The sequence below is a fragment of the Chryseobacterium proteolyticum genome (genome assembly GCF_046591535.1).
GTDB lineage: Bacteria > Bacteroidota > Bacteroidia > Flavobacteriales > Weeksellaceae > Chryseobacterium > Chryseobacterium proteolyticum.
In genome coordinates this window covers 597,941-616,633 of sequence record NZ_JBJLWK010000001.1, presented here as the reverse complement: position 1 = coordinate 616,633, position 18,693 = coordinate 597,941, and the positions used below count along the sequence as shown (strand labels likewise).

Annotated in this window: 12 protein-coding genes and 1 pseudogene; 2 read left to right on the top strand and 11 right to left on the bottom strand. The window is 38.3% G+C overall.

All coding sequences use genetic code 11. The features are described from left to right. Positions 1-50 precede the first annotated feature (50 nt). Positions 51-1,542: pseudogene (pdxR, locus tag ACJ5H0_RS02755) on the top strand (MocR-like pyridoxine biosynthesis transcription factor PdxR). Positions 1,543-1,619: 77 nt separating this feature from the next. Here the strand turns inward: pdxR and ACJ5H0_RS02750 are convergent. The 9 genes from ACJ5H0_RS02750 to ACJ5H0_RS02710 are packed head-to-tail and all read right to left on the bottom strand — an operon-like array spanning position 1,620 to position 15,311. Continuing rightward, complete coding sequence (locus tag ACJ5H0_RS02750; protein ID WP_411247019.1) at positions 1,620-2,795, bottom strand: PepSY-associated TM helix domain-containing protein; 1,176 nt, start codon at positions 2,793-2,795, stop codon at positions 1,620-1,622. A gap of 2 nt (positions 2,796-2,797) precedes the next feature. Continuing rightward, a complete protein-coding gene (locus ACJ5H0_RS02745; RefSeq protein WP_273648002.1) occupies positions 2,798-5,242 on the bottom strand; it encodes a TonB-dependent receptor in 2,445 nt (814 codons plus the stop codon). Continuing rightward, positions 5,229-6,617: an AMP-binding protein gene (locus tag ACJ5H0_RS02740; protein ID WP_411247018.1), complete on the bottom strand. Its 1,389-nt coding sequence runs from the start codon at positions 6,615-6,617 to the stop codon at positions 5,229-5,231. Before ACJ5H0_RS02740 ends, ACJ5H0_RS02745 begins: the two co-directional genes overlap by 14 nt. A 4-nt stretch (positions 6,618-6,621) precedes the next feature. Continuing rightward, positions 6,622-6,867 (bottom strand): acyl carrier protein, encoded by a 246-nt coding sequence (locus ACJ5H0_RS02735; protein ID WP_172282766.1) that lies wholly within the window; start codon positions 6,865-6,867, stop codon positions 6,622-6,624. Between the two features lies 1 nt (position 6,868). Continuing rightward, the gene (locus ACJ5H0_RS02730) at positions 6,869-8,272 is read right to left on the bottom strand and encodes an MATE family efflux transporter (RefSeq protein WP_411247017.1); all 1,404 of its coding nucleotides are present in this window, start codon (positions 8,270-8,272) and stop codon (positions 6,869-6,871) included. After that, positions 8,269-10,077 (bottom strand): IucA/IucC family protein, encoded by a 1,809-nt coding sequence (locus ACJ5H0_RS02725; protein WP_411247016.1) that lies wholly within the window; start codon positions 10,075-10,077, stop codon positions 8,269-8,271. Before ACJ5H0_RS02725 ends, ACJ5H0_RS02730 begins: the two co-directional genes overlap by 4 nt. 6 nt (positions 10,078-10,083) lie before the next feature. Next, on the bottom strand, positions 10,084-11,397 hold the full coding sequence (locus tag ACJ5H0_RS02720; RefSeq protein ID WP_411247015.1) for a lysine N(6)-hydroxylase/L-ornithine N(5)-oxygenase family protein: 1,314 nt from the start codon (positions 11,395-11,397) through the stop codon (positions 10,084-10,086). Beyond that, on the bottom strand, positions 11,390-13,816 hold the full coding sequence (locus ACJ5H0_RS02715) for a GNAT family N-acetyltransferase (protein ID WP_411247014.1): 2,427 nt from the start codon (positions 13,814-13,816) through the stop codon (positions 11,390-11,392). The genes ACJ5H0_RS02720 and ACJ5H0_RS02715 overlap by 8 nt, the downstream gene beginning before the upstream one ends. Further along, complete coding sequence (locus ACJ5H0_RS02710; protein WP_411247013.1) at positions 13,788-15,311, bottom strand: pyridoxal phosphate-dependent decarboxylase family protein; 1,524 nt, start codon at positions 15,309-15,311, stop codon at positions 13,788-13,790. Before ACJ5H0_RS02710 ends, ACJ5H0_RS02715 begins: the two co-directional genes overlap by 29 nt. A gap of 214 nt (positions 15,312-15,525) precedes the next feature. Between ACJ5H0_RS02710 and ACJ5H0_RS02705 the strand changes: the two genes are divergently transcribed. Continuing rightward, entirely contained in the window at positions 15,526-16,623 is a 1,098-nt protein-coding gene (locus tag ACJ5H0_RS02705; protein WP_172282776.1) for a Fe(II)-2OG oxygenase family protein, read from the top strand. Positions 16,624-16,717: 94 nt separating this feature from the next. On the opposite strand, the gene ACJ5H0_RS02700 is transcribed toward ACJ5H0_RS02705, so the two are convergent. Both ACJ5H0_RS02700 and ACJ5H0_RS02695 read right to left on the bottom strand, forming a co-directional pair. Continuing rightward, positions 16,718-17,737 (bottom strand): S41 family peptidase, encoded by a 1,020-nt coding sequence (locus ACJ5H0_RS02700; RefSeq protein ID WP_411247012.1) that lies wholly within the window; start codon positions 17,735-17,737, stop codon positions 16,718-16,720. Between the two features lie 70 nt (positions 17,738-17,807). Beyond that, positions 17,808-18,602 (bottom strand): helix-turn-helix domain-containing protein, encoded by a 795-nt coding sequence (locus tag ACJ5H0_RS02695; RefSeq protein ID WP_411247011.1) that lies wholly within the window; start codon positions 18,600-18,602, stop codon positions 17,808-17,810. Positions 18,603-18,693 lie beyond the last annotated feature (91 nt).

Here is an 18,693-nt window from a genome sequence, read left to right as displayed (position 1 = left end):
TTCAAATGTAGTATATTGCCGGATGGTTGAATGGTGCCAGTTTTAATATTATGGATAGTCCGGTTGAAATTCCTTATCAGAGTTTTGTCAAAATTAACAGAAGTTCAGACGCTTCAATATATATGCAGATTGCCAATCAGCTGATCAATGCGATTCAGCGTGGTTACCTTCCTTTTGGGACCAAACTTCCGGGAACCAGGGCTTTAAGTCAAACCCTTGAAGTGCATCGTAATACGATTGTTGCCGTATATGATGAGCTGTTTGCTCAGGGCTGGGTGGACAGCATCCCGAATAAGGGGACATTTGTTATCGGGAAAAATAAGGATGAGCCTACAAAGGTTAAAAATTTTGAAACCAATGACCTTGAACATTATCCGAAAACAACAGGCTTTTCTTTTAAAACGTCCAATATCCTCGATAACCCATTTGAGCATTCTGCATGTGAATATCTGTTGAATGATGGGGTACCGGATATCAGGTTAACACAGATTGACCAGCATTCCAAGATTTACAGTGCTATTCTCAAGCGTAAAGCACATCATAAAATGCTTGGCCATTATAATCATGACGGAAGTGAATTCTTTAAAAAGAACCTTTCTCATTACCTGAATCTATCAAGAGGGCTTCCTATTTCCAAAAAAAAATCTGCTTATTACAAGAAGTACGGAAATGAGCATCTATATTGTCTCGGAAGTACTTTTATCAGAAGGCGACACTGTATTGGTAGGAGCACTGAGCTATTTTTCGGTTAATATGATACTGGAGAAAGCCAGGGTTCATATTGTTCCTGTTCCTATCGATGAAGAAGGAATTATGGTGGAATATGTAAGGGAGACCTGTAAAAAGCAAAAGATACGGATGTTATATCTCACTCCTCACCACCACTATCCTACCACGGTAACGTTAAGTGCTCAAAGAAGACTAGAGCTGCTGAACCTGGCGAACGAATTTGGATTTGTGATCCTGGAGGATGATTACGATTATGACTTCCATTATGATAAGAGTCCTATCCTTCCTTTAGCAAGTGCAGATACAAACGGAATGGTTGTTTACACCGGTTCTTTCGGAAAATCACTGGCCCCGGGATTCCGGACAGGATTTATTGTGGCTCCGGAAAACCTGATGACTGAATTGCGGAAATATTTGGGAATTATAGACCGTCAGGGTGATATTCTTATGGAGCAGGTATTGGGTGAAATGATTGCTGAAGGAGAAATTCATCGTTATCTTAAGAAATCGGTCAAAATTTATCAGGAAAGAAGGGACCAGTTCGCTCTTTTACTGGAAGAATATCTCGGGGAATATATACGGTTCCAAAAACCATCAGGCGGCCTAGCGATCTGGATTGAGTGGAATGTTCCCCTGAACCTTATGCAGCTCAGCAGGAATTGCGCTCAAAATAACCTATTCATTCCTAAAACATTATTGTATCAAAACAAAAATCTTACGGCAATGAGGCTGGGATTTGGAAACTTAACTTTCGAAGAAATGGAACAAAGTATCAGAATTTTATCTGAAAATGTAAAGAGACTGATTTCGTAATTTTTGAAGCCCAAAAAAATGAGTACTATTTTTATTACTCTTTTTAGTGGCTATTTTGAAAAAAGGAATGTCTTCGCTTATGAATTTTTGCATGACTCCTTTTTGTTGGTTTCTTTTTTTTTCCTGTTTAGATAAATCATAAACCCTGTAATGGGAAGTGATGCTGCAATTAAACCAGCAATGAGATATAAAATTCTGCCTGCCGTACCCAGAATACTTCCTGTATGCAGATCGTAATTTCTTCCTCTTAGAGCGGTTCCGTTCCCGATATTTTTGTCATTATACAATTGATGTTTTAAAGTTTCCCCGGTATATTGATCAAAATTGAATTGCTCATTCTGGTATTGTTTATCACCATATGTTATCTCTGCATAGTACGTTCCCTCTTCTTTTTTGGGAAAACTGATCAATGCGGATTTTTTACCTGCCAGACTTTTTTCCACTTTATTCCCTACGATATCCAGGATCATTTTTTGATTGGAGAACCCGGTGGCGGGTACTGTACTTTTAGCTTTTTGTTCAGTGTGGGCCTTTCCGTTTAAAGTTTTCTTTATCCATTGATCAATATTTTCAAAATTCCATATCACTGCGGAATAGCAGATCAGAAGCAGAGGGATCACAGCATAAAAACCCAGAACATTGTGACTGTCATAATTAATTCTTTTCCAGTTAGCTGATGTTTTAATAAAAAACATGCCTTTCAATGCATTTTTATTCATTTTACGGGGATACCAGATCACTAAGCCGGAAAAAAGCATGATCGCTAAAATCAGTGTGGAATATCCCGTAATGGTCTTTCCTATCTTTTCTCCAAGCAATAATCTTCTGTGGAGATCCATCACAATTTCAAAAAAGTCGGTTTTGGCGTTCTCAACTGCAAGGACTTTTCCGGTATAAGGATCTATATAAACCCGGTAATAATAAATGTAAGTTCCCCAATATGTCCATGCTTCGTCATTCATTTTCAGGGAACGGAATGCATAACTGCGGTAAGGATCGGAAGATATCTCTACCCTGCTAAGTTTTAAGCTGTCAGGTAATGCCTGTTCGGCTTTCAATTTTAGTTCCGAAAACGGGAGCTTTTCATTTTTAACTGATCTGACAAAATATTTTTCAGGATAGAACGTATGTTTTAATTCTTTTTCAAATGCCAGGATGCAGCCGGTAACTGCCATTATTACAACTATAAGCCCGGACATTAGTCCGAGCCATAGATGTAATTGATATGTGATTTTTCTCAATTTAGAATTCATTATTAAAACTTAAGGCTAACCTCAGCTACAAAATTACGAGGCATTTGGGCTACTACAACACCTTGCCCTGCAAAATATTGGGCATTCCCTAAATTATTCATTTTAAATCCTAGTCTGTATCTTTCTTTTTCAAGAGAGACAGAAGCATTGATCAATGTATAGGCAGGAAATATAAATTGTCCTGTAGTTGCATTATCCACTGTTATTTGTTTACCTACACGATTAAGTCCGAAACCTATACCTAATCCCTGTAGTCCGTTGATTGGGAGTATGTAACTGATCCATGAATTGAATACATTTGCAGGACCGGAAGATGAAGGACGGCGGCCTTCCACATTGGCCGCGGATCTTACAAATTTACTGTCATTGTATGAATATCCTGCCATAATATTTAAACCATGGATAGGGTTTAAAATGGTTTCAATTTCAATTCCTTTACTTCTTTGTTCTCCATCCTGAATGGTTACATTATACCCTTTTCCATCTCGAATCACAACATCTGCCCTTAGCATATTGTCGACAAGGATATTGTAATATCCGATCGTGAAATTCACCTTGTTTCTCCACAAATTTCCTTTAATTCCAGCTTCCCATTGATTAGATCTTTGAGGTTTAAAATCTCCGCTATAATCTGGAAGCGGCTGAGAGCTCGGAGCTACATAGCTAAAACCATTCATATAGTTGGCGTATGCAGACAGGCGATCTTTAAATACCTGGTAAACAATACCCAGTTTCGGTGACCAGGCATTCTGATTGAATGCACCTGTATTCGTATTGGTATTGAGGTCAAGTTGACCTTTACTTTCATAATGATCAAAACGTAAACTTAGCAATGTAATTAAACGGTCGGTAATATAAACGGCATCAGAAATATAAGCCCCATACATATTACTTGAAATTGTATTTCTTTCCAATGGCGATTTTCCTGTTTTAGTAATAGCATTTTGTGTGAAAATCTGTATTTTCTGAAGTGCCAGATCTTTTGATATCGCACCGTATTTACCCGTAAGATCCCTTCCGTTGATCGTATCATACTTTACGATTGGAGAATTATTATTGTTCAGTGACTGATTTAAATAATCCAATCCGATAAGAAGTTTATTTTTAATTTTCCCAATTTTAAATTGTCCGTTAAAATTCTGCTGGATACTTGTGGAAGCTCCTTCTGAATTCTGCCATTGTACATTACGCTCCAGCATATCATCTCTTTTAGGTGATCGGATAAATTGATACTGGTATAATCCCTCTGTTTTTCTGTAGTTTCTCGAAATCAAAGTCTGCGAACTCCAGTTGTCGGAAATTTTATAATTAACCTCAGCTTTTACATTGATAGACGGAGCTTTTAAACTCATATCATTGTTGGAATATGATCTTTTCCAGTCAAATCCGAGCTCCTGGGGAGTATGTGCTTCAAACGGGCGTGTTCTGGCAAGGAAAATAATCGGCGTATTCGTTCCTTCGTAGGTATAAATCTGCGCTCCAAGATTGAACTTTAATCTGTCATTAACCTGGTAACTCAGTGTAGGAGCCACAAACATAGACTTTCTGAACTCAGAATCTCTGAATCCGTTCTGATACTGATATGCTGCATTTAATCGGAATAAAGTTTTTCTGGAATCGGTGATCGGACCATAAACATCAGCTGTAACACGATTCAGGTTATAGCTTCCCAATAAATAGGAAACTTCTCCCCCGAAATAATCTTTTGGTTTTTTGGTTACAACATTGATCAGTCCGCCAAATGATGTTACCGCTCCACCATATAATGTTCCGGAAGGTCCTTTGATTACATCAATACGTTCAATATCTGAAGGATCAATTTCAGAGTTGGTGGTTGCCGGGACACCGTCTACCATCGAAACTCTTGTTGGAAAACCTCTTAAATTATAGTAGAAACTTCCGTCTCCTGCTCTTCCGGCGCTTCCCTGCATTTTCACAACACCAGGAACGTTTTTCAAGGCATCTGAAACATCATAAACAAGCTGTTCTTTAAGGATCTGCTGATTGATGCTGGTGTACATCTGTGGATTTTCCAGGTTTTTCAACGGCATTTTAGCAATTGAAGTACTGTCCTTATCGAGAAATTTATTTCTGCTTACAGCATATACGGTAATTCCTTCAATAACATTGTTCTCCACCGCGGTATAAATAACCGGGATTTCATAGACATCTTTCTCAATACGAATGGTTTCACGTGTGAGTTCGATATCATTTAAAACCACCTGAAGAGTATACTCCCCAGGCGGCACGTTGTCAAAATAATATTCTCCTGAATTATTGGTTTTTGCCTGATAAGGCGTATTTACTAGTCTTAAAAGCGCGTTTTTTACCGGTGCTTTATCAGACAGCATGATCTTGCCGTTGACACGTTCGCTCTGTTGTGCAGAGACAATTACGGGAAAGCTGACAAGAAGTAAAAGTAATATAAGGGTTCTAAATGTTTTCATGCTGAAGGTTTTGTAACAGGGGATAATTTATTTTGCCGTTTTGTGATAGTGGAAATGTCTCTATATGTTCCGTGCGTACATATTGAGGATTGATGCGTAATTTATTCTTTATGGTTTCAGTGATAATCTGAGGATCAATTTCATTGTTGTCATATAATACAATGATCTTTTTGTCATTGGAATTAAGGCATACAAATGTGTTTCCCTCCAGTTCATTTTTAAGAATAAATTCAACCTCATCCAGGTTGAGACGAATTCCGAATAGCTTCATGATGCGTTTTATTCTTCCTGTAATATAATACAGTCCATTTTGTCCTCTCCTGGCGGTGTCTCCTGTACGAAGCACTTTGGGTTGCTCATAAGTTGCAAGATCATGGAGTGTATTGGCATATCCTCCACATATACTTTCATGGAAGAAAAGAAGTTCATCTGTTTCCGGATCGATCTCAAAGCTTGCGCCGTGTACCGGGCTACCAATAGACGTTTCTTCTTCAAGAAGTCCATCGGTACTGAGGTAAGCCATTCTTCCTCCGGCTTCTGTCTGTCCATATTGGGCAAAGAATTGTTTTTCAAATTCATGACAGTAATTGAAGATCGTTTTTCGAAGTTCTCCGTTGATCACCCCTCCCGTATGGGTCATGTATCGTAGGCTTTTACTGTCTTTTCTGAAGAAGCCTATTCGGTTCAGATTTTCATAAAGGTATGGAACGCCACCCAGTGTACTGTATCCGTACTCTTCCATTTCATCCCAGAATGCCTTTTGCATAATATCTTTATCCGTGCATACTATTTTCCCTGCCCGCATACAGTTGGTAGTGAAAATCGAAAAACCATACACGAAATTAATTGGGACATTTAACGGAACTACATCCGATTCCAGGATAGGCATGTATTGCAGAATACTCACCGCATTTTTATAAAGACTCTCATCCGAAAGCTTAACCAGCTTAGGAACTCCTGTTGTTCCCGAGGTGCTTAAAAGAATCTTAATATCCGGATGAATGGAAACTTCCGGTTTATAATCTTCTCTAACAAAGATTTTAATGGTTTCTGAGAATTCTCTGGATGAATATCCCTGAAACTCTTCCCGTGACGGATCAAAGATGTATTTCGGACGGTATTCTGCTTCCAGGCGTTCTTTGAAGTCCGGGTGAAGCTTTTGTCCCAGAATTGCAATGGCATGAGCCGTACCATAGAAGTTCAGTAAAACTTCAATACTGGACAGCTGATTGTCATTGTATAAAAAAATCAATCCTTTTTCTACAGGATTCAGGTCTAATGACCGGTACAATGTTCCTACCGGAACACTTTTGCCACTGGAAGCCTCTATAAAAGAGAGGCTTCTGTTGGCAATTACATTTTCTAAAATTTTCATATACTTAGTTTTCTACGAGTACATCGTATTTTTTCATTTTGTCGCGGATCTTTCCTACAGTTCCCATTTCAAGAATATCATTAAAATCAAACTTTATTTGGTAGAACTGTTCCAATGCTTCTACTATAAGAAGATGGGACATAGAATCCCATTCCGGGATTTCCTGGTAGGTAAGGTTTTCATCAATCATTTCTTTTTTTACTGCAATTGCTGATGCAATAATTTCATAAAATTCGTCTGTTGTGTGCATTTTAAATTTTTATAGTTTTCCATTTACCATTTCTGAAGATCATAAGGAAAAGCACAGCCAGTACAATTTCCGAAGAAACGATAGCTGTAAATATTCCTTTCAGTTCCCATTGAAGCCTTACTCCAAGGAGATAAGCCAAAGGAAGCTGAATAACATAAAACATGATCATATACAGCAGGGTTACCTGCATGATATTTCCGGCAGCATTAAGTGCGCGGCTGATCACCATTGTAAAGCCTAATAACAAATAAGCCATTGAAACCACGTGGATATACTGGACTGCATACTGAGCGACCTGGGCTTCCGAAGTAAAAAAGGTAACAACATATTCCGCTGCCAGTTGCCAGAATAAAGCAACAGCCACGAGATATGTCATATTGATTCCTCCTGCCCTCCATACGGTTTTTTCCGCACGATCCGGATTTCCTGCTCCCAGATTCTGGCCCGTAAGAACTCCCGCAGCATTTCCTATTCCCCAGGCAGGCATGGTTGCCACAGAAGCTATCCTTTGGGCAATAATGTAACCTGCAAGTGCGGTGGTTCCAAAGGTTGCAATAATCTTCACCATAATCAGCCAGCTGGAGGCAGGAATAATATACTGAACCAGTCCGCCAAAGGTAATTTTGAGGATTTTCTTTGTTAAGGAAAGGTCGAAGTGAAACTTCGTACCGATCTTGATGCTAGTTTTTCCTGTAAGGAGGATAAAAAACTGGTATATTACCGCGAGCAGACGGGATAAAACAGTAGCATAAGCTAATCCCATTAATCCGTAAGCAGGAATAAAACCAAGTCCGAAAACAAAGATGACCGCGAATACCATACTCGATATATGGCAAAGCCAAAGGGATTTCATGGCAAGGGAGGCATCCCCGGCCCCTCTGAAAAGCCCGTTAATGGAAAGCCTCAGAATAACCAATCCGATACTTAAAAATACCAGTTGGGAAAAAAGGACTCCATGATCAATACTATCGGGTTTAATCCCGAGAAAGCCGATGATATCGGATGCGAAAATAAATGACAGTCCCCCAACCAAGAGGGCAAATCCAAACGCAAACAGTATGATATACTGTGCCGTTTGTCCCATTCCTTCCTTGTCTTTTTCACCTGCTCTCCTTGCCGTTAATGTAGCAGCCGCTATCCCAAGACCGATGGCAATCGCGTTGGCAAAATTGATGTAGTTATCTGTAATACCAACAAGTCCGAGGACCTTATCTCCAAGCTTCGCAATAATTAAAAGATTGATACTCACGAAAACAGATTCCATAACAAGCTCCATCACCATAGGAATGGCTAAACTGAAGATTGAACGGTTGATGCTTCCGCTGGTAAGCTCGGTTTTTCTCCCGGCTAATGCTCCGTACGCAAATACAGAACCGTCTTTTACAAGATGCAGGAACTTTTTCATAGTGCCACAACAGAATTTTTATTGGCTATCTGGTACAATGGGTTGGGTAAAGCACCATCTTTCTTTGGAATAGCAAATGCTTTGTTTTCACTGTAACCGTTATTTTTCAAGCGTACACTGTTGATATAGAATCTTTTGAATGACGGAACATACAGATCATATTTTGCATAGCGTTCCTTTAAATCAGGGTTTTGATTTTTGTAATGCTCTATGCATTCATGAACAAGTGTCCAGAACTCTTCTTCTTTAAGATCCGAATAAGTATGAAGAACGTTTGATAAATATCTGAAAAAGGCATCAAAAACTCCAAGAAGAATGGACAATGGAACATTTTCTTTGTTTGAGGACTGAATCAGTCCGTCTGCCAGATGATCCGGTAATTTTTCTCTGGCTTCTGTGGTTAAAACAATGTCATCTACAAAATCTTTAATAACAATTCTTTGTGGAAGCCCGTTTCTCAATACCACCATAATGTTTTCTCCGTGAGGTGTTACGCAAAGAGAATGGGTGTAATAGATATGAAGAAGAGGAGTAAGATAAGCATCCAGATATTCTGTGATCCATTGTCTTACACTAATTCCTGCTTTTTCAGCAAAAGCTTGTACCAGGGGAACTCCGTTTTGATCCACATAGAGCAATGAAGCCATGGTAAACATTTCTTCGTCTTCCTTTAAATAAGATCCAGCACTTTCACGCCATAATGCCCCCAGGAACTCATTATATTGATATGGAACGCCTGTAATAGCACCGTATTGCGGATGGTAGTAAGCGATTGAAGCTTCTTCACCGAGAAATATGGTTCCTTTATTTTCCAGATAAGAATCCCCTTTGATCAGTCCTTTTACCCAATCTGTAATGGAGGGTGCTATTTTCATCTGTTTAGGGGAAAGTCCTCTGATGTTTCCGGTACTCAGAATGGAGACAGCCGTTTTTAAGTATCTCTTCTCAGGATGATCTGCATTGAATAAAGTACGGATGCTCTGTTGCGGGCTGTAAACGTCATTACCCTCTCCCATCGGAATTAATATTCCGGAGACAAGATCTCCGGCAAAATGGATCTTTAACTTATGTTCCCATTGCCAGGGATGCACCGGGATGAAATGATAATCCTCAACTGATTTTCCTTTGTTGATCAGTTTTTGTTGAAAATTCTGATATAATTCATCCCCGATTTCAGAGCGATAAAATTCTTCCTGATCGATATGTCCTAAAGAATGAAAAGATGATCTGCTCTTATGAGCGGCAAACCAAAGGACTTTTAAGCTCTTATCCGCTTCCGGGGCAAAGGTTTCAAGGTCAGTAGGTGAAAAGCCTAATCTGCTTTTATTGACTATAACCCATGGGTGACCTGTCATCTGGTGCTCTACTGTCTGGTAATTACTGGATGCCAGATCCTTTGAAGTCATAATCCCTCTGGACAAGATCAGGGAATCACAATATAAAGTATGAAGTAATTCTTCTGTGTATTTTGCTAATGTATTGGAATCAAGATCAAAAACCGCCTGCATTTCAAGGAAAAATTGAGGAATATTAAGGATGTCGGTTTTTTCGCCATTCTCTGTTTTTGTAATACTGGCTTTATCAATATGCCAGAAATCCATCATTCTTTCCTGTCCCCTGAAGCTATATTCTATGTTTTCAAATCCTGTCTCAAGGCTGAAGATGGTATATCCTTCTTCATCTTGAGATACAGCGACAGGCTTTAATCGCTCCTCATGCATTAATTCGGCGATTGTTTTGGCTATAAGGTCCCTGTTAGCCTGTAGCCAGTGTTTCTGGTTAATTATCGTATTATCGTTACTCATTATTCATTATATTTTGGCGGTTGGCATTGCGTGTTTTTCAACGTCAAAATCCTGGAAGGCTATTTTCTTTTCTATCTTATAATGCTCCCTTCCCAGAATATCATTGATGATATAAGAATTACGGTAAGCCGCCATTCCAAGGTCGGTAGAAATATAGCTATGGGTATGGACTTCAGCATGAAGCACATAGATTTCACCTCCGTTATGATCTATTGAGTAATTCCTGTTCACGGCAAATAACCCGTTGGAATCCCTTTTAATTCTTGATTCAATATTTTTTAAGAATGAAGGTTCATGATAACGGTATCCTGTTCCAATTACGAGATAATCAGCTTCCTGTTCATAAGGGATATCCTGTTCCAATTGTGTAAATTCAAGGGTAAGACGTTCTGTATTGCTGTTATCTACCCGATCCAGCTGGCTGTTGGGAATGATCGTAAGCTTTGGATTGGCATTATCAATATTCAGATCATAGATAAAATCGTAGATCTGGTTGATCAGGTCATAATTGATCCCTTTAAACTGTGCCTGTTGCTTGCTTAAGATAGCTTTGCGGGCAGCTTCGTTTCTGCTGTAAAAATAATCTACGTAATCAGGGGAAGTAAGCTCTAAGGTAAGCTTTGAATATTCCATCGGGAAAAACCGGTCAGGTCGGGAATACCATCCTAATTCCGTATTTTCATTGCGGCTTTGAAGAAGATCGTAAAAGACTTCCGCAGCACTTTGCCCTGAACCAATTACCGCTATTTTACGGCCTTTAGCTAAAAGCTCCTCTTTTCTGTACAAATAAGAACTTGTATGAAGGATCCTGGAATCTTCTTTGGGAATAAATGAAGGAATATGGGGCTGTGTCCCGGTACCAAGGATGAGTCTTTCCGCTTTAAAAACTACCGCCTCCTTGGTTTTGGTGTGAAGTGTGGTAATCAGATAAAGTCCGTCTTCATAAATAATATCGACAACCTGTGTGGAAAAACGGCATTGTGGCAATTGGCTGACTACCCATTGACAATAGCGGTTGTATTCTTTTCGGGGAATGAAGAAATCTTCCCTGATAAAGAATTTATATAACCTGTTGGTTTCTTTAAGATAATTAAGAAGGCTTAAGGGATTGGTAGGATCTGCCATCGAAACACAGTCACACAAAAACGGTGTCTGAAGGGTTACGTGGTCTATCATTAATCCCGGATGCCAGTCGAAGCCATCCCTTTGATCAAGAAAAAGTGTTTTTAGTTCAGATATAGGATTGGATAAAGCAGCTAGCCCTAAATTAAAAGGCCCGATACCTATTCCTATTACATTATATATGGTTTCATTAGTCATGTTCAGCGATTTTTGCGGTGATTTGTACATCTTTGTTTTGTGGGAATTTTTCCCAATACCATTCCCTGTAGCAGAAGTTCAGATTGGCTTTTTTGTGTGGCATTTCAATGATTTTTTCTATTTTGAAGCCTACATGTGCCTTATTCATCATGGATGCAAAAGAATCTACAGAGCCTTCTCCTACCATTTTTCCAACTTCCGGTTGGGCAAAAACGTAATCTACCATAGATTGTGTGGAAGGAGAAACATATTTCTTTTTAGGATCTGTCGGAGCTATAAACTGATGCGTCCCATAGTCTGTAGGCATTACATCATAATAATCTCCCACAATATCCCGGCATGGCCAGTAAACTTCAATATTGCAGGAAGGTTCATCATTACTCGAAATAATATAGCTGTGGGCTTCGTCACCCGGTAACATCAGTCGGTAATAGGTTTCCAGCTCGTCAATCGGCCAGTTCATCTGCCATATTTTTACAGCATGCTCACGATTGAACCATTCATGAAGCATTTCAAGATCTTCATCAAGGTTAATAGGACGCATACTGATTGTAACATCTTCTTTCTGAAAATAACGCCTGAAGAACACATCGTTTCCTTTTGGATTGATCAGCTGATCCGAGAAGAAATATTTGTAAAGAAGGTTGGGAACCCTGGCATAAGAAATAGCACCGGCACTGGTAATTCCATCAATCTCATTGGCTACTGCCTTAAAGTTTGTTTTGGTTCCCCAATACCTGTTTTGAAGGGCATAGTTGGTAAACGCTGAAGGCATCTCATGGTGAACGGCATCAAACTCCCGGTATAATATATCAATCAGCATTCGTTCACTTACCCACCCTGTTTTTCCTAATGAGGCGATAAGTGCTGAAAAATTGCTCACCAGTACATGATAAGAAATGATATCTAAAAGACGCTCATCTTTGATAAAGAGATCCTCAATCTCCGGATATTCTTTAGCCAGCCCGGTATACTGGTCTCTCGAACTTTCTCTGAGGAGATAACCCTGTGCATCTCTTACAAAAAGTGTTTGAGGAAGCAATTGATCATCCAGCTGAATTAACAGGTTCTGCTGATGAGCTTCAGGAGCCATTCCATATTGGCTGTATAAGTGGTTTAATGGAGCGATTAATAGTTTAATATACTTTTCGAACCAGATGGTTATGGATTCTTCAAGACCCATTCCCAGGACATCTGAAACATCCGAGAAAAATTTCTGTATAAAAGTCTTTCCGTCAGCAGGTTCATCCTGGCATAACCTGGCGAGTAAAAGTATTTTATCTTCAGGTAAAAACGGATTCTCGCGAACTAATAAATTAAGACTATCAATGTTTTTATCATTGTGGTAGACTCCCAATGTTACAGGTTCTAAAAGAAGTTTGAACTGATTAAAATCCTTTTCAAATGCTGAAGCTGCGTGCTTACGCCATAATGCTGAAGCATAGCCTCTTTTTAAATCTTTTTCAGTGTTGATCCTGATCGAACCGGTTAAAAGAACATTCAGGGAAAACTTTGGCATCCATGGAATATGAGGGCTGTACATGCTTCTTATAGAAGATGTTGAATAAAATCCTTCTCCCAGGGCTCCGATGTAAATTAATGTCCTGTTTTCTATCATTTCCGAGCCTTCTTTTATCGATAAAAGATAACTGGCTTCCCAGGGATGACATGGAACGATATAGAAGTCGGACAGGCTTTCCCCTTCTTTAAGATAATTTTTTCCAAAGTCCGAAGGCAGAGAAACGATGCTTTTCAGAAATTCATTGTAGGAGATCTCTAAAACAGAGTTTTCTACAACGTTGTTTTTATGCACTAAAAAATACTCAAGCTGTATCTCTTTATTGAATTCAGGACCATATAAAAGCTGTTCTTCTTTTGAAAATCCCATCCTTGCTTTGGTAAAAGGATGAAGATTATGCCCTGCCGGAAGCCTCTGCTCAGATTCCAGAAACGAGTAAGAAACAGGATCATTCTCCTGAGCACCAGCATTCATGATCAGTTCCAGGTTTCTGAAGCTGCTTTGGATTCTTTTGGTAAACAATTCCAACCCTTGTTCACTGAATTGCTCAGAAAGCTCTTTATAAACCAAAGCTGTCAGCTGGTCGATATCCACCTCAAAAATGCTTTCATTTTTATGATCAACGGCCCATAAAGGCATTGCATAATCGTGAAATGAACTTTCGGAACGATAAGCAACAGGGGCGAATAAAAACAGATCGCTCTTTTTTAATTCAAATCTTATGTATAGCAGGTAATTGCTGTTTTGAAGTGCCCGGGCTGTAAGGGTATCATATTTTGGAACTCCTTCATAAAATCTTCCGTTCCCCAGTTCCCGCAACATACCATTCAATAAGATTCTGCTTGTAATGGTAAGTGCTTTTTCTGCAACATTAGTTTGTTGTTCCAAAATTTTCTCCATGCTTTTTTATTGTGTTTAATATTTGATGAATATCTTCAGTCGTAGTAATAGGATTCAGGAAAGTAAATTTCAGATAGAAATTACCATCAACCTTGGTACTTGCTACCAGGATCTCTCCACTGTAGAACAATTTCATTTTTATATGTAAGTTCAGTGCATTCAGATCTTCAATATCGTCTCTCAGATAACGGAATACCAATACACTAAGGTCAGTATGGGATAGCAATTCAAATTCCTGGTCTTCAGTGATCATTGCTGCTGCATCTTTAGTAAGATCAATCACCCTGTCGGTATATTCAGCCAATTGTTCCTGCCCCATCATTCTTAAGGTAAACCAAAGTTTTAAGGCGTCAAATCGACGGGTACTTTGTATAATAGACTTATTGATCTGTGCAGGAATCTCTTCCTCATCCATTTCTGCAGGATTCAGATAATCGGCATGATGTTTAAGAATTCGAAGTTCTCTCTTGTTTTTAACAATGAAAGCACTACTGCTGATCGGTTGGAAGAATGATTTATGATAATCTATTGTTACAGAATCTGCTTTTTCAATGCCGTTTAAAAGATGACGGTATTTCGCGCTTAAAAGTAAGGCACAACCATATGCTGCATCTACGTGCATCCAGATATTATGTTGAGCTGCGATATTCGCAATATCCTCCAATGGGTCTACATTGCCAAAATCTGTTGTTCCGGCGGTTGCTATGATCCCGATAGGAATATTTCCTAATTCGATCTCACGCTTCATGTATTTCTGAAGTAATGTAATATCCATCCGGAATTCATGGTCAGTGGGAACTTTTATTATGGATTTTTCCCCTAACCCCATAATAGATGCATTCTTTGAATTGCTGAAATGCGCTTTATCGGAAATGAAAATTCTAAAACGGCCGGCTTCAGGCGGTAAGCCGTCTTGTTTGATGTTGTGATGTAAGTTTTTTTGAGAGAAGACATCCCGCATCATCACCAATCCCATCAGATTACTTTGTGAACCTCCTGCGGTGAATACACCATCACTTTCAGAAGAATACCCTAATCTTTCTGCTGTCCAGTCAATCAGTTTTCTTTCCATAAAAGTGCCGCCGGCACTCTGATCATAAGTATCCTGTGAAGAGTTGATAGCGCTCACAAGGATTTCTCCGGCTAATGCTGGAATTACAATAGGGCAATTGAGATGGGCTACATATTGAGGAAGGTGAAAGGCTGTGGCATGCTTTACGTAGATGTCATCCACCTCATTCAGGAGCTCTTCATAAGAAGAGAGTTTTTGGTTCAGGTCAATGTGCTGAACCTTTTGTTTCATTGTTTTAGCTTCTATTCCGCTAAATGGTTTGTCGTTTCTATGAAGAAATGTTCCGACCAGGTCTAAAGTGTCATTAATAGCGGAACGATAGTGATCATAATTATCCTGATGAAAAATGTTTTCAAATTTCCCCGAAAAGTGATTCAAAGTGTCGTTTATCACTCCTTCGTGAGGCAAAATTTCGTTGTTCATATATTTATTTATAACGTTGATTAAAAAAAATGGTGTTGACTTATTTTTATTTGGGCATAGGTTATATATCTCGTAATCAATACGTTAAGTTTTATTTTTTTGCATTTTTTATTTGGTACTTAATTAAAAATTCATAAATTTGACAACGCAATTGTTATTTAGAATAATTAAAAACAAATATAATAATTTAATCCTAACACAAAATTTTTTTTTAATGAATTCTCTAAAAATTCTTGAAGAAAGCAGTTTGACTATGGAAAGAGTACTTCCTGTAGCCATTCAGATTACAGATAGCGAGCGCAGGATGATCAAAGACGCGGTAGATCATCTCGAAAGAAAATATGGAACTTTTGAAAACAGAGAGTTTGTCATGCAGGTTCATCAACTGGCCTCTTATTTTTTACCGGAAAGATTATTAAAGGTTCTGGCGTCATTTGCCAGCGATTTTTCCAGAGAGCAGTATGGTGCATTGATTTTCCAGGGCCTTTTTGACATTGACCAGGAAAAAATAGGAAAGACTCCACCCAACTGGCAATCGGCGGATTACTCAAAATTCAATCAATACGGATTTGCCTGTGCTTTGTTGCATGGTGCTCTTCCATCGAAACCGGTACAGTATTATTCACAGCGTAAGGGAGGCGGGCTGATCCATGCGATCATTCCGGATGAAAAAATGCGGGATACTCAGACGGGATCAGGATCAGCTACAGATCTGTATGTCCATACGGAAGATGCTTTTCTTAAACATCAGGCAGACTTTTTAAGCTTTATGTATATCCGTAATGAAGAGCAGGTACCTTCTACCCTTTACTCTATCCGTTCCCATGAATCTATTCACGAAGATTACAAACCTTTATTTGATCCGATCTTTAAGATTCCTAAGGATGCGAATCTAAAAACCGAGGCAGAGGAAATCGATACTTTAGATGCTATTTTATACGGAAATAAGGAACTGCCGTTTATGAGATTTGATGCCGCAGAGCAATTGTTTAATCCGGATATTAAGCAAACAGATATTGCCCATCATGCGCTCAGCAAATTCTGGCAGGAAGCAAAACATCTGATTTATTCAGATTTTACTCCTCAGGCAGGAGATGTTATCGTCGTTAATAACCATTTATGTGCCCACGGAAGATCTGCTTTCCGCGCGGGAATAAAAAATATTAATGGTGTTGAACATACCTGTGAAAGAAGGATCATGCTTCGTATGATGAGTAAAGTAAGTCTTATAGATATGAGGGGACATACCCTTAAAGAAGATCCATTCTTTGTAATAGAAGAACATTTGGGTAAAAACTTCAAAGACTTCTAATCATTTAAAGATTTAAATTTTACTATAAAATCCTTTCTGAGCATTTGTGCAGAAAGGATTTTTTATGATGTATTACAATTTGGAAAATATAAGCTTAGAAAACTGCCATCTTGCTTTTCTCATTTTCTAATTTTTCAATAAGATTTTCCAGTTCATCCCTATTTAATTCTGTTTGTATTTTACTGTTCATGATCTCTTTTAAAGCCAGAATATATGCTGTTTTTAAAGCATTTTCCGATGTGGCTTTTATATCCGGGGAAATACCTGTGTGTTCCCAGTTTCCATGGGTTATTGTGGCTGAAATTTTTCCTACCGGAATAACGGTGAGGTATTGATCTGCAATAATAAATTCGTCTACAGGATTTGCCGCCCCTCCGGTATTTTCTCCAATGATTTTGGCGAGTTTATAGTTTTTAAGAAAGTAGGCTAATCCTTCCGCAGCAGAAAAAGTAGACCTGCTCGTAAGGATATAGACATTTTTATCAAGGTATTTTTTTCCTAAAACTTTTGTTCGGGTAGTATTTTGAACCGTTTTTTCTTTGTCTCTGAAATAGGTAGAATACAGATTGGTTTTTTCTTTGAAAAAATAACTGCAAAATAAGATAAGCATTCCGTTATCACCTCCTCTGTTTTCACGAAGATCGATAATCAAAGAGTTGGTATTCGCAACAAAATCCATTACTGATGCAAGTGTTTTTGCACTTGAATGGGATTCTGCAAACCCTTTGAAATTAATATAACCAATGTTCCCTTCCAATCTTTTTACATTTTCGAATCCGAAATTTTCAAGGCTATTAAGGAAATTATTTTCAGCAGCGGTTTCCTTTGCATTTTTCTTATTTTCAGATGTTAGACCGTCCTTGTATTTAATGAAAAAATGCTGATCACCGGACACAGTCCTCAATTTTTCAGTAAGCTTCTGAGCCAGTTCTTTTCCGGTCAGTGTATCCCAGTCTTCCGGTTGAAATTCCGTTTCAAGCTTTTTATAAAGATCTTTATCTGTATAGTGATCTTTGACCTTTTCCAGAATATCTTTCACAACAGGGTTGTTTGTTTTCTGGCAGCAGAATGCTAAAGAATATAATAATGATATGAGGACAAGTGTTTTCTTCATGAGATAAAATTTAAGTTCATGACAAAAGTACGGGGCAGGAAAAATTGAGAATTGTAAAAAAGGAAACAGATTAAATAAATAACCAGATATTATTTTGTTCTGTATTAACTTTTTTAAAGAATGTTTTTGGAGTTATTTGAGTAAGTTCCTTAAAATCTTTGATAAAATGAGACTGGTCGTAAAAAAGATTTTCATAGGATAATTCCGTAAGATTTTTCACCTGTTTGTTTTGCAGCAGGGAATTTCGAAACCGGTTTATTTTACGGTATTCGGAGGCTGGTTTTGCTGCAAACCGTTTGGTAATTTTATTAACGTATTGTCTTGTAATGCCATTCTTTTCCGCAATGTCCAGGATACTGATATCATTCTCAAGGTCTTTGATGATATTTTCGGCTCCAGTCAGATGCTTATCAATGAATTTAGAGAGCAGGTAATCTTCCAGGGCTTTTATTTGTATTTCCTTCCCGTGTTCATTCAGTATCTTATCCATAGCCTCACGAAAGTCCGAAGATAAAATTTTATCTTTTAGAATTAAGCAGTTGTCAGCATTAAAAAAATGATAGATCCCTAAAGGTTTAAAGTAGATGGTAATTTCATTAATGGGTTTCTCATAAAAGATTTCCGTAGATCCTGTGCATCGGGAGACCAAATCAATCACTATATTTTTTATGGGAGAATGATAAATTTCCATACTGCCTTCATCCGATCTGATCTCGGCATCCTGACAGGCTGAAACAATGAAAAAATTGTTTGGAAATGTCAGATATCTGATAGACGAAGCAGATTCATCTTTATCCATAAAATAATATCCCTGGATATATTTTTTAAGAACAGGATTTCTTGGTTGGTAAAAATGGATATCCATAATCTGACAATAAATAAGGGTATAAAATTACAAATACAAAAGAAAAACCTGAAGAAAATCTCTTCAGGTTTTTCTATATAACGTAATTTAA

What these genes read in the sequence shown, in the direction of transcription:
- ACJ5H0_RS02750 (WP_411247019.1), bottom strand. Translation starts at nt 2,795, where the DNA reads ATGAATTCTAAATTGAGAAAAATCACATATCAATTACATCTATGGCTC.
- ACJ5H0_RS02745 (WP_273648002.1), bottom strand. Translation starts at nt 5,242, where the DNA reads ATGAAAACATTTAGAACCCTTATATTACTTTTACTTCTTGTCAGCTTT.
- ACJ5H0_RS02740 (WP_411247018.1), bottom strand. Translation starts at nt 6,617, where the DNA reads ATGAAAATTTTAGAAAATGTAATTGCCAACAGAAGCCTCTCTTTTATA.
- ACJ5H0_RS02735 (WP_172282766.1), bottom strand. Translation starts at nt 6,867, where the DNA reads ATGCACACAACAGACGAATTTTATGAAATTATTGCATCAGCAATTGCA.
- ACJ5H0_RS02730 (WP_411247017.1), bottom strand. Translation starts at nt 8,272, where the DNA reads ATGAAAAAGTTCCTGCATCTTGTAAAAGACGGTTCTGTATTTGCGTAC.
- ACJ5H0_RS02725 (WP_411247016.1), bottom strand. Translation starts at nt 10,077, where the DNA reads ATGAGTAACGATAATACGATAATTAACCAGAAACACTGGCTACAGGCT.
- ACJ5H0_RS02720 (WP_411247015.1), bottom strand. Translation starts at nt 11,397, where the DNA reads ATGACTAATGAAACCATATATAATGTAATAGGAATAGGTATCGGGCCT.
- ACJ5H0_RS02715 (WP_411247014.1), bottom strand. Translation starts at nt 13,816, where the DNA reads ATGGAGAAAATTTTGGAACAACAAACTAATGTTGCAGAAAAAGCACTT.
- ACJ5H0_RS02710 (WP_411247013.1), bottom strand. Translation starts at nt 15,311, where the DNA reads ATGAACAACGAAATTTTGCCTCACGAAGGAGTGATAAACGACACTTTG.
- ACJ5H0_RS02705 (WP_172282776.1), top strand. Translation starts at nt 15,526, where the DNA reads ATGAATTCTCTAAAAATTCTTGAAGAAAGCAGTTTGACTATGGAAAGA.
- ACJ5H0_RS02700 (WP_411247012.1), bottom strand. Translation starts at nt 17,737, where the DNA reads ATGAAGAAAACACTTGTCCTCATATCATTATTATATTCTTTAGCATTC.
- ACJ5H0_RS02695 (WP_411247011.1), bottom strand. Translation starts at nt 18,602, where the DNA reads ATGGATATCCATTTTTACCAACCAAGAAATCCTGTTCTTAAAAAATAT.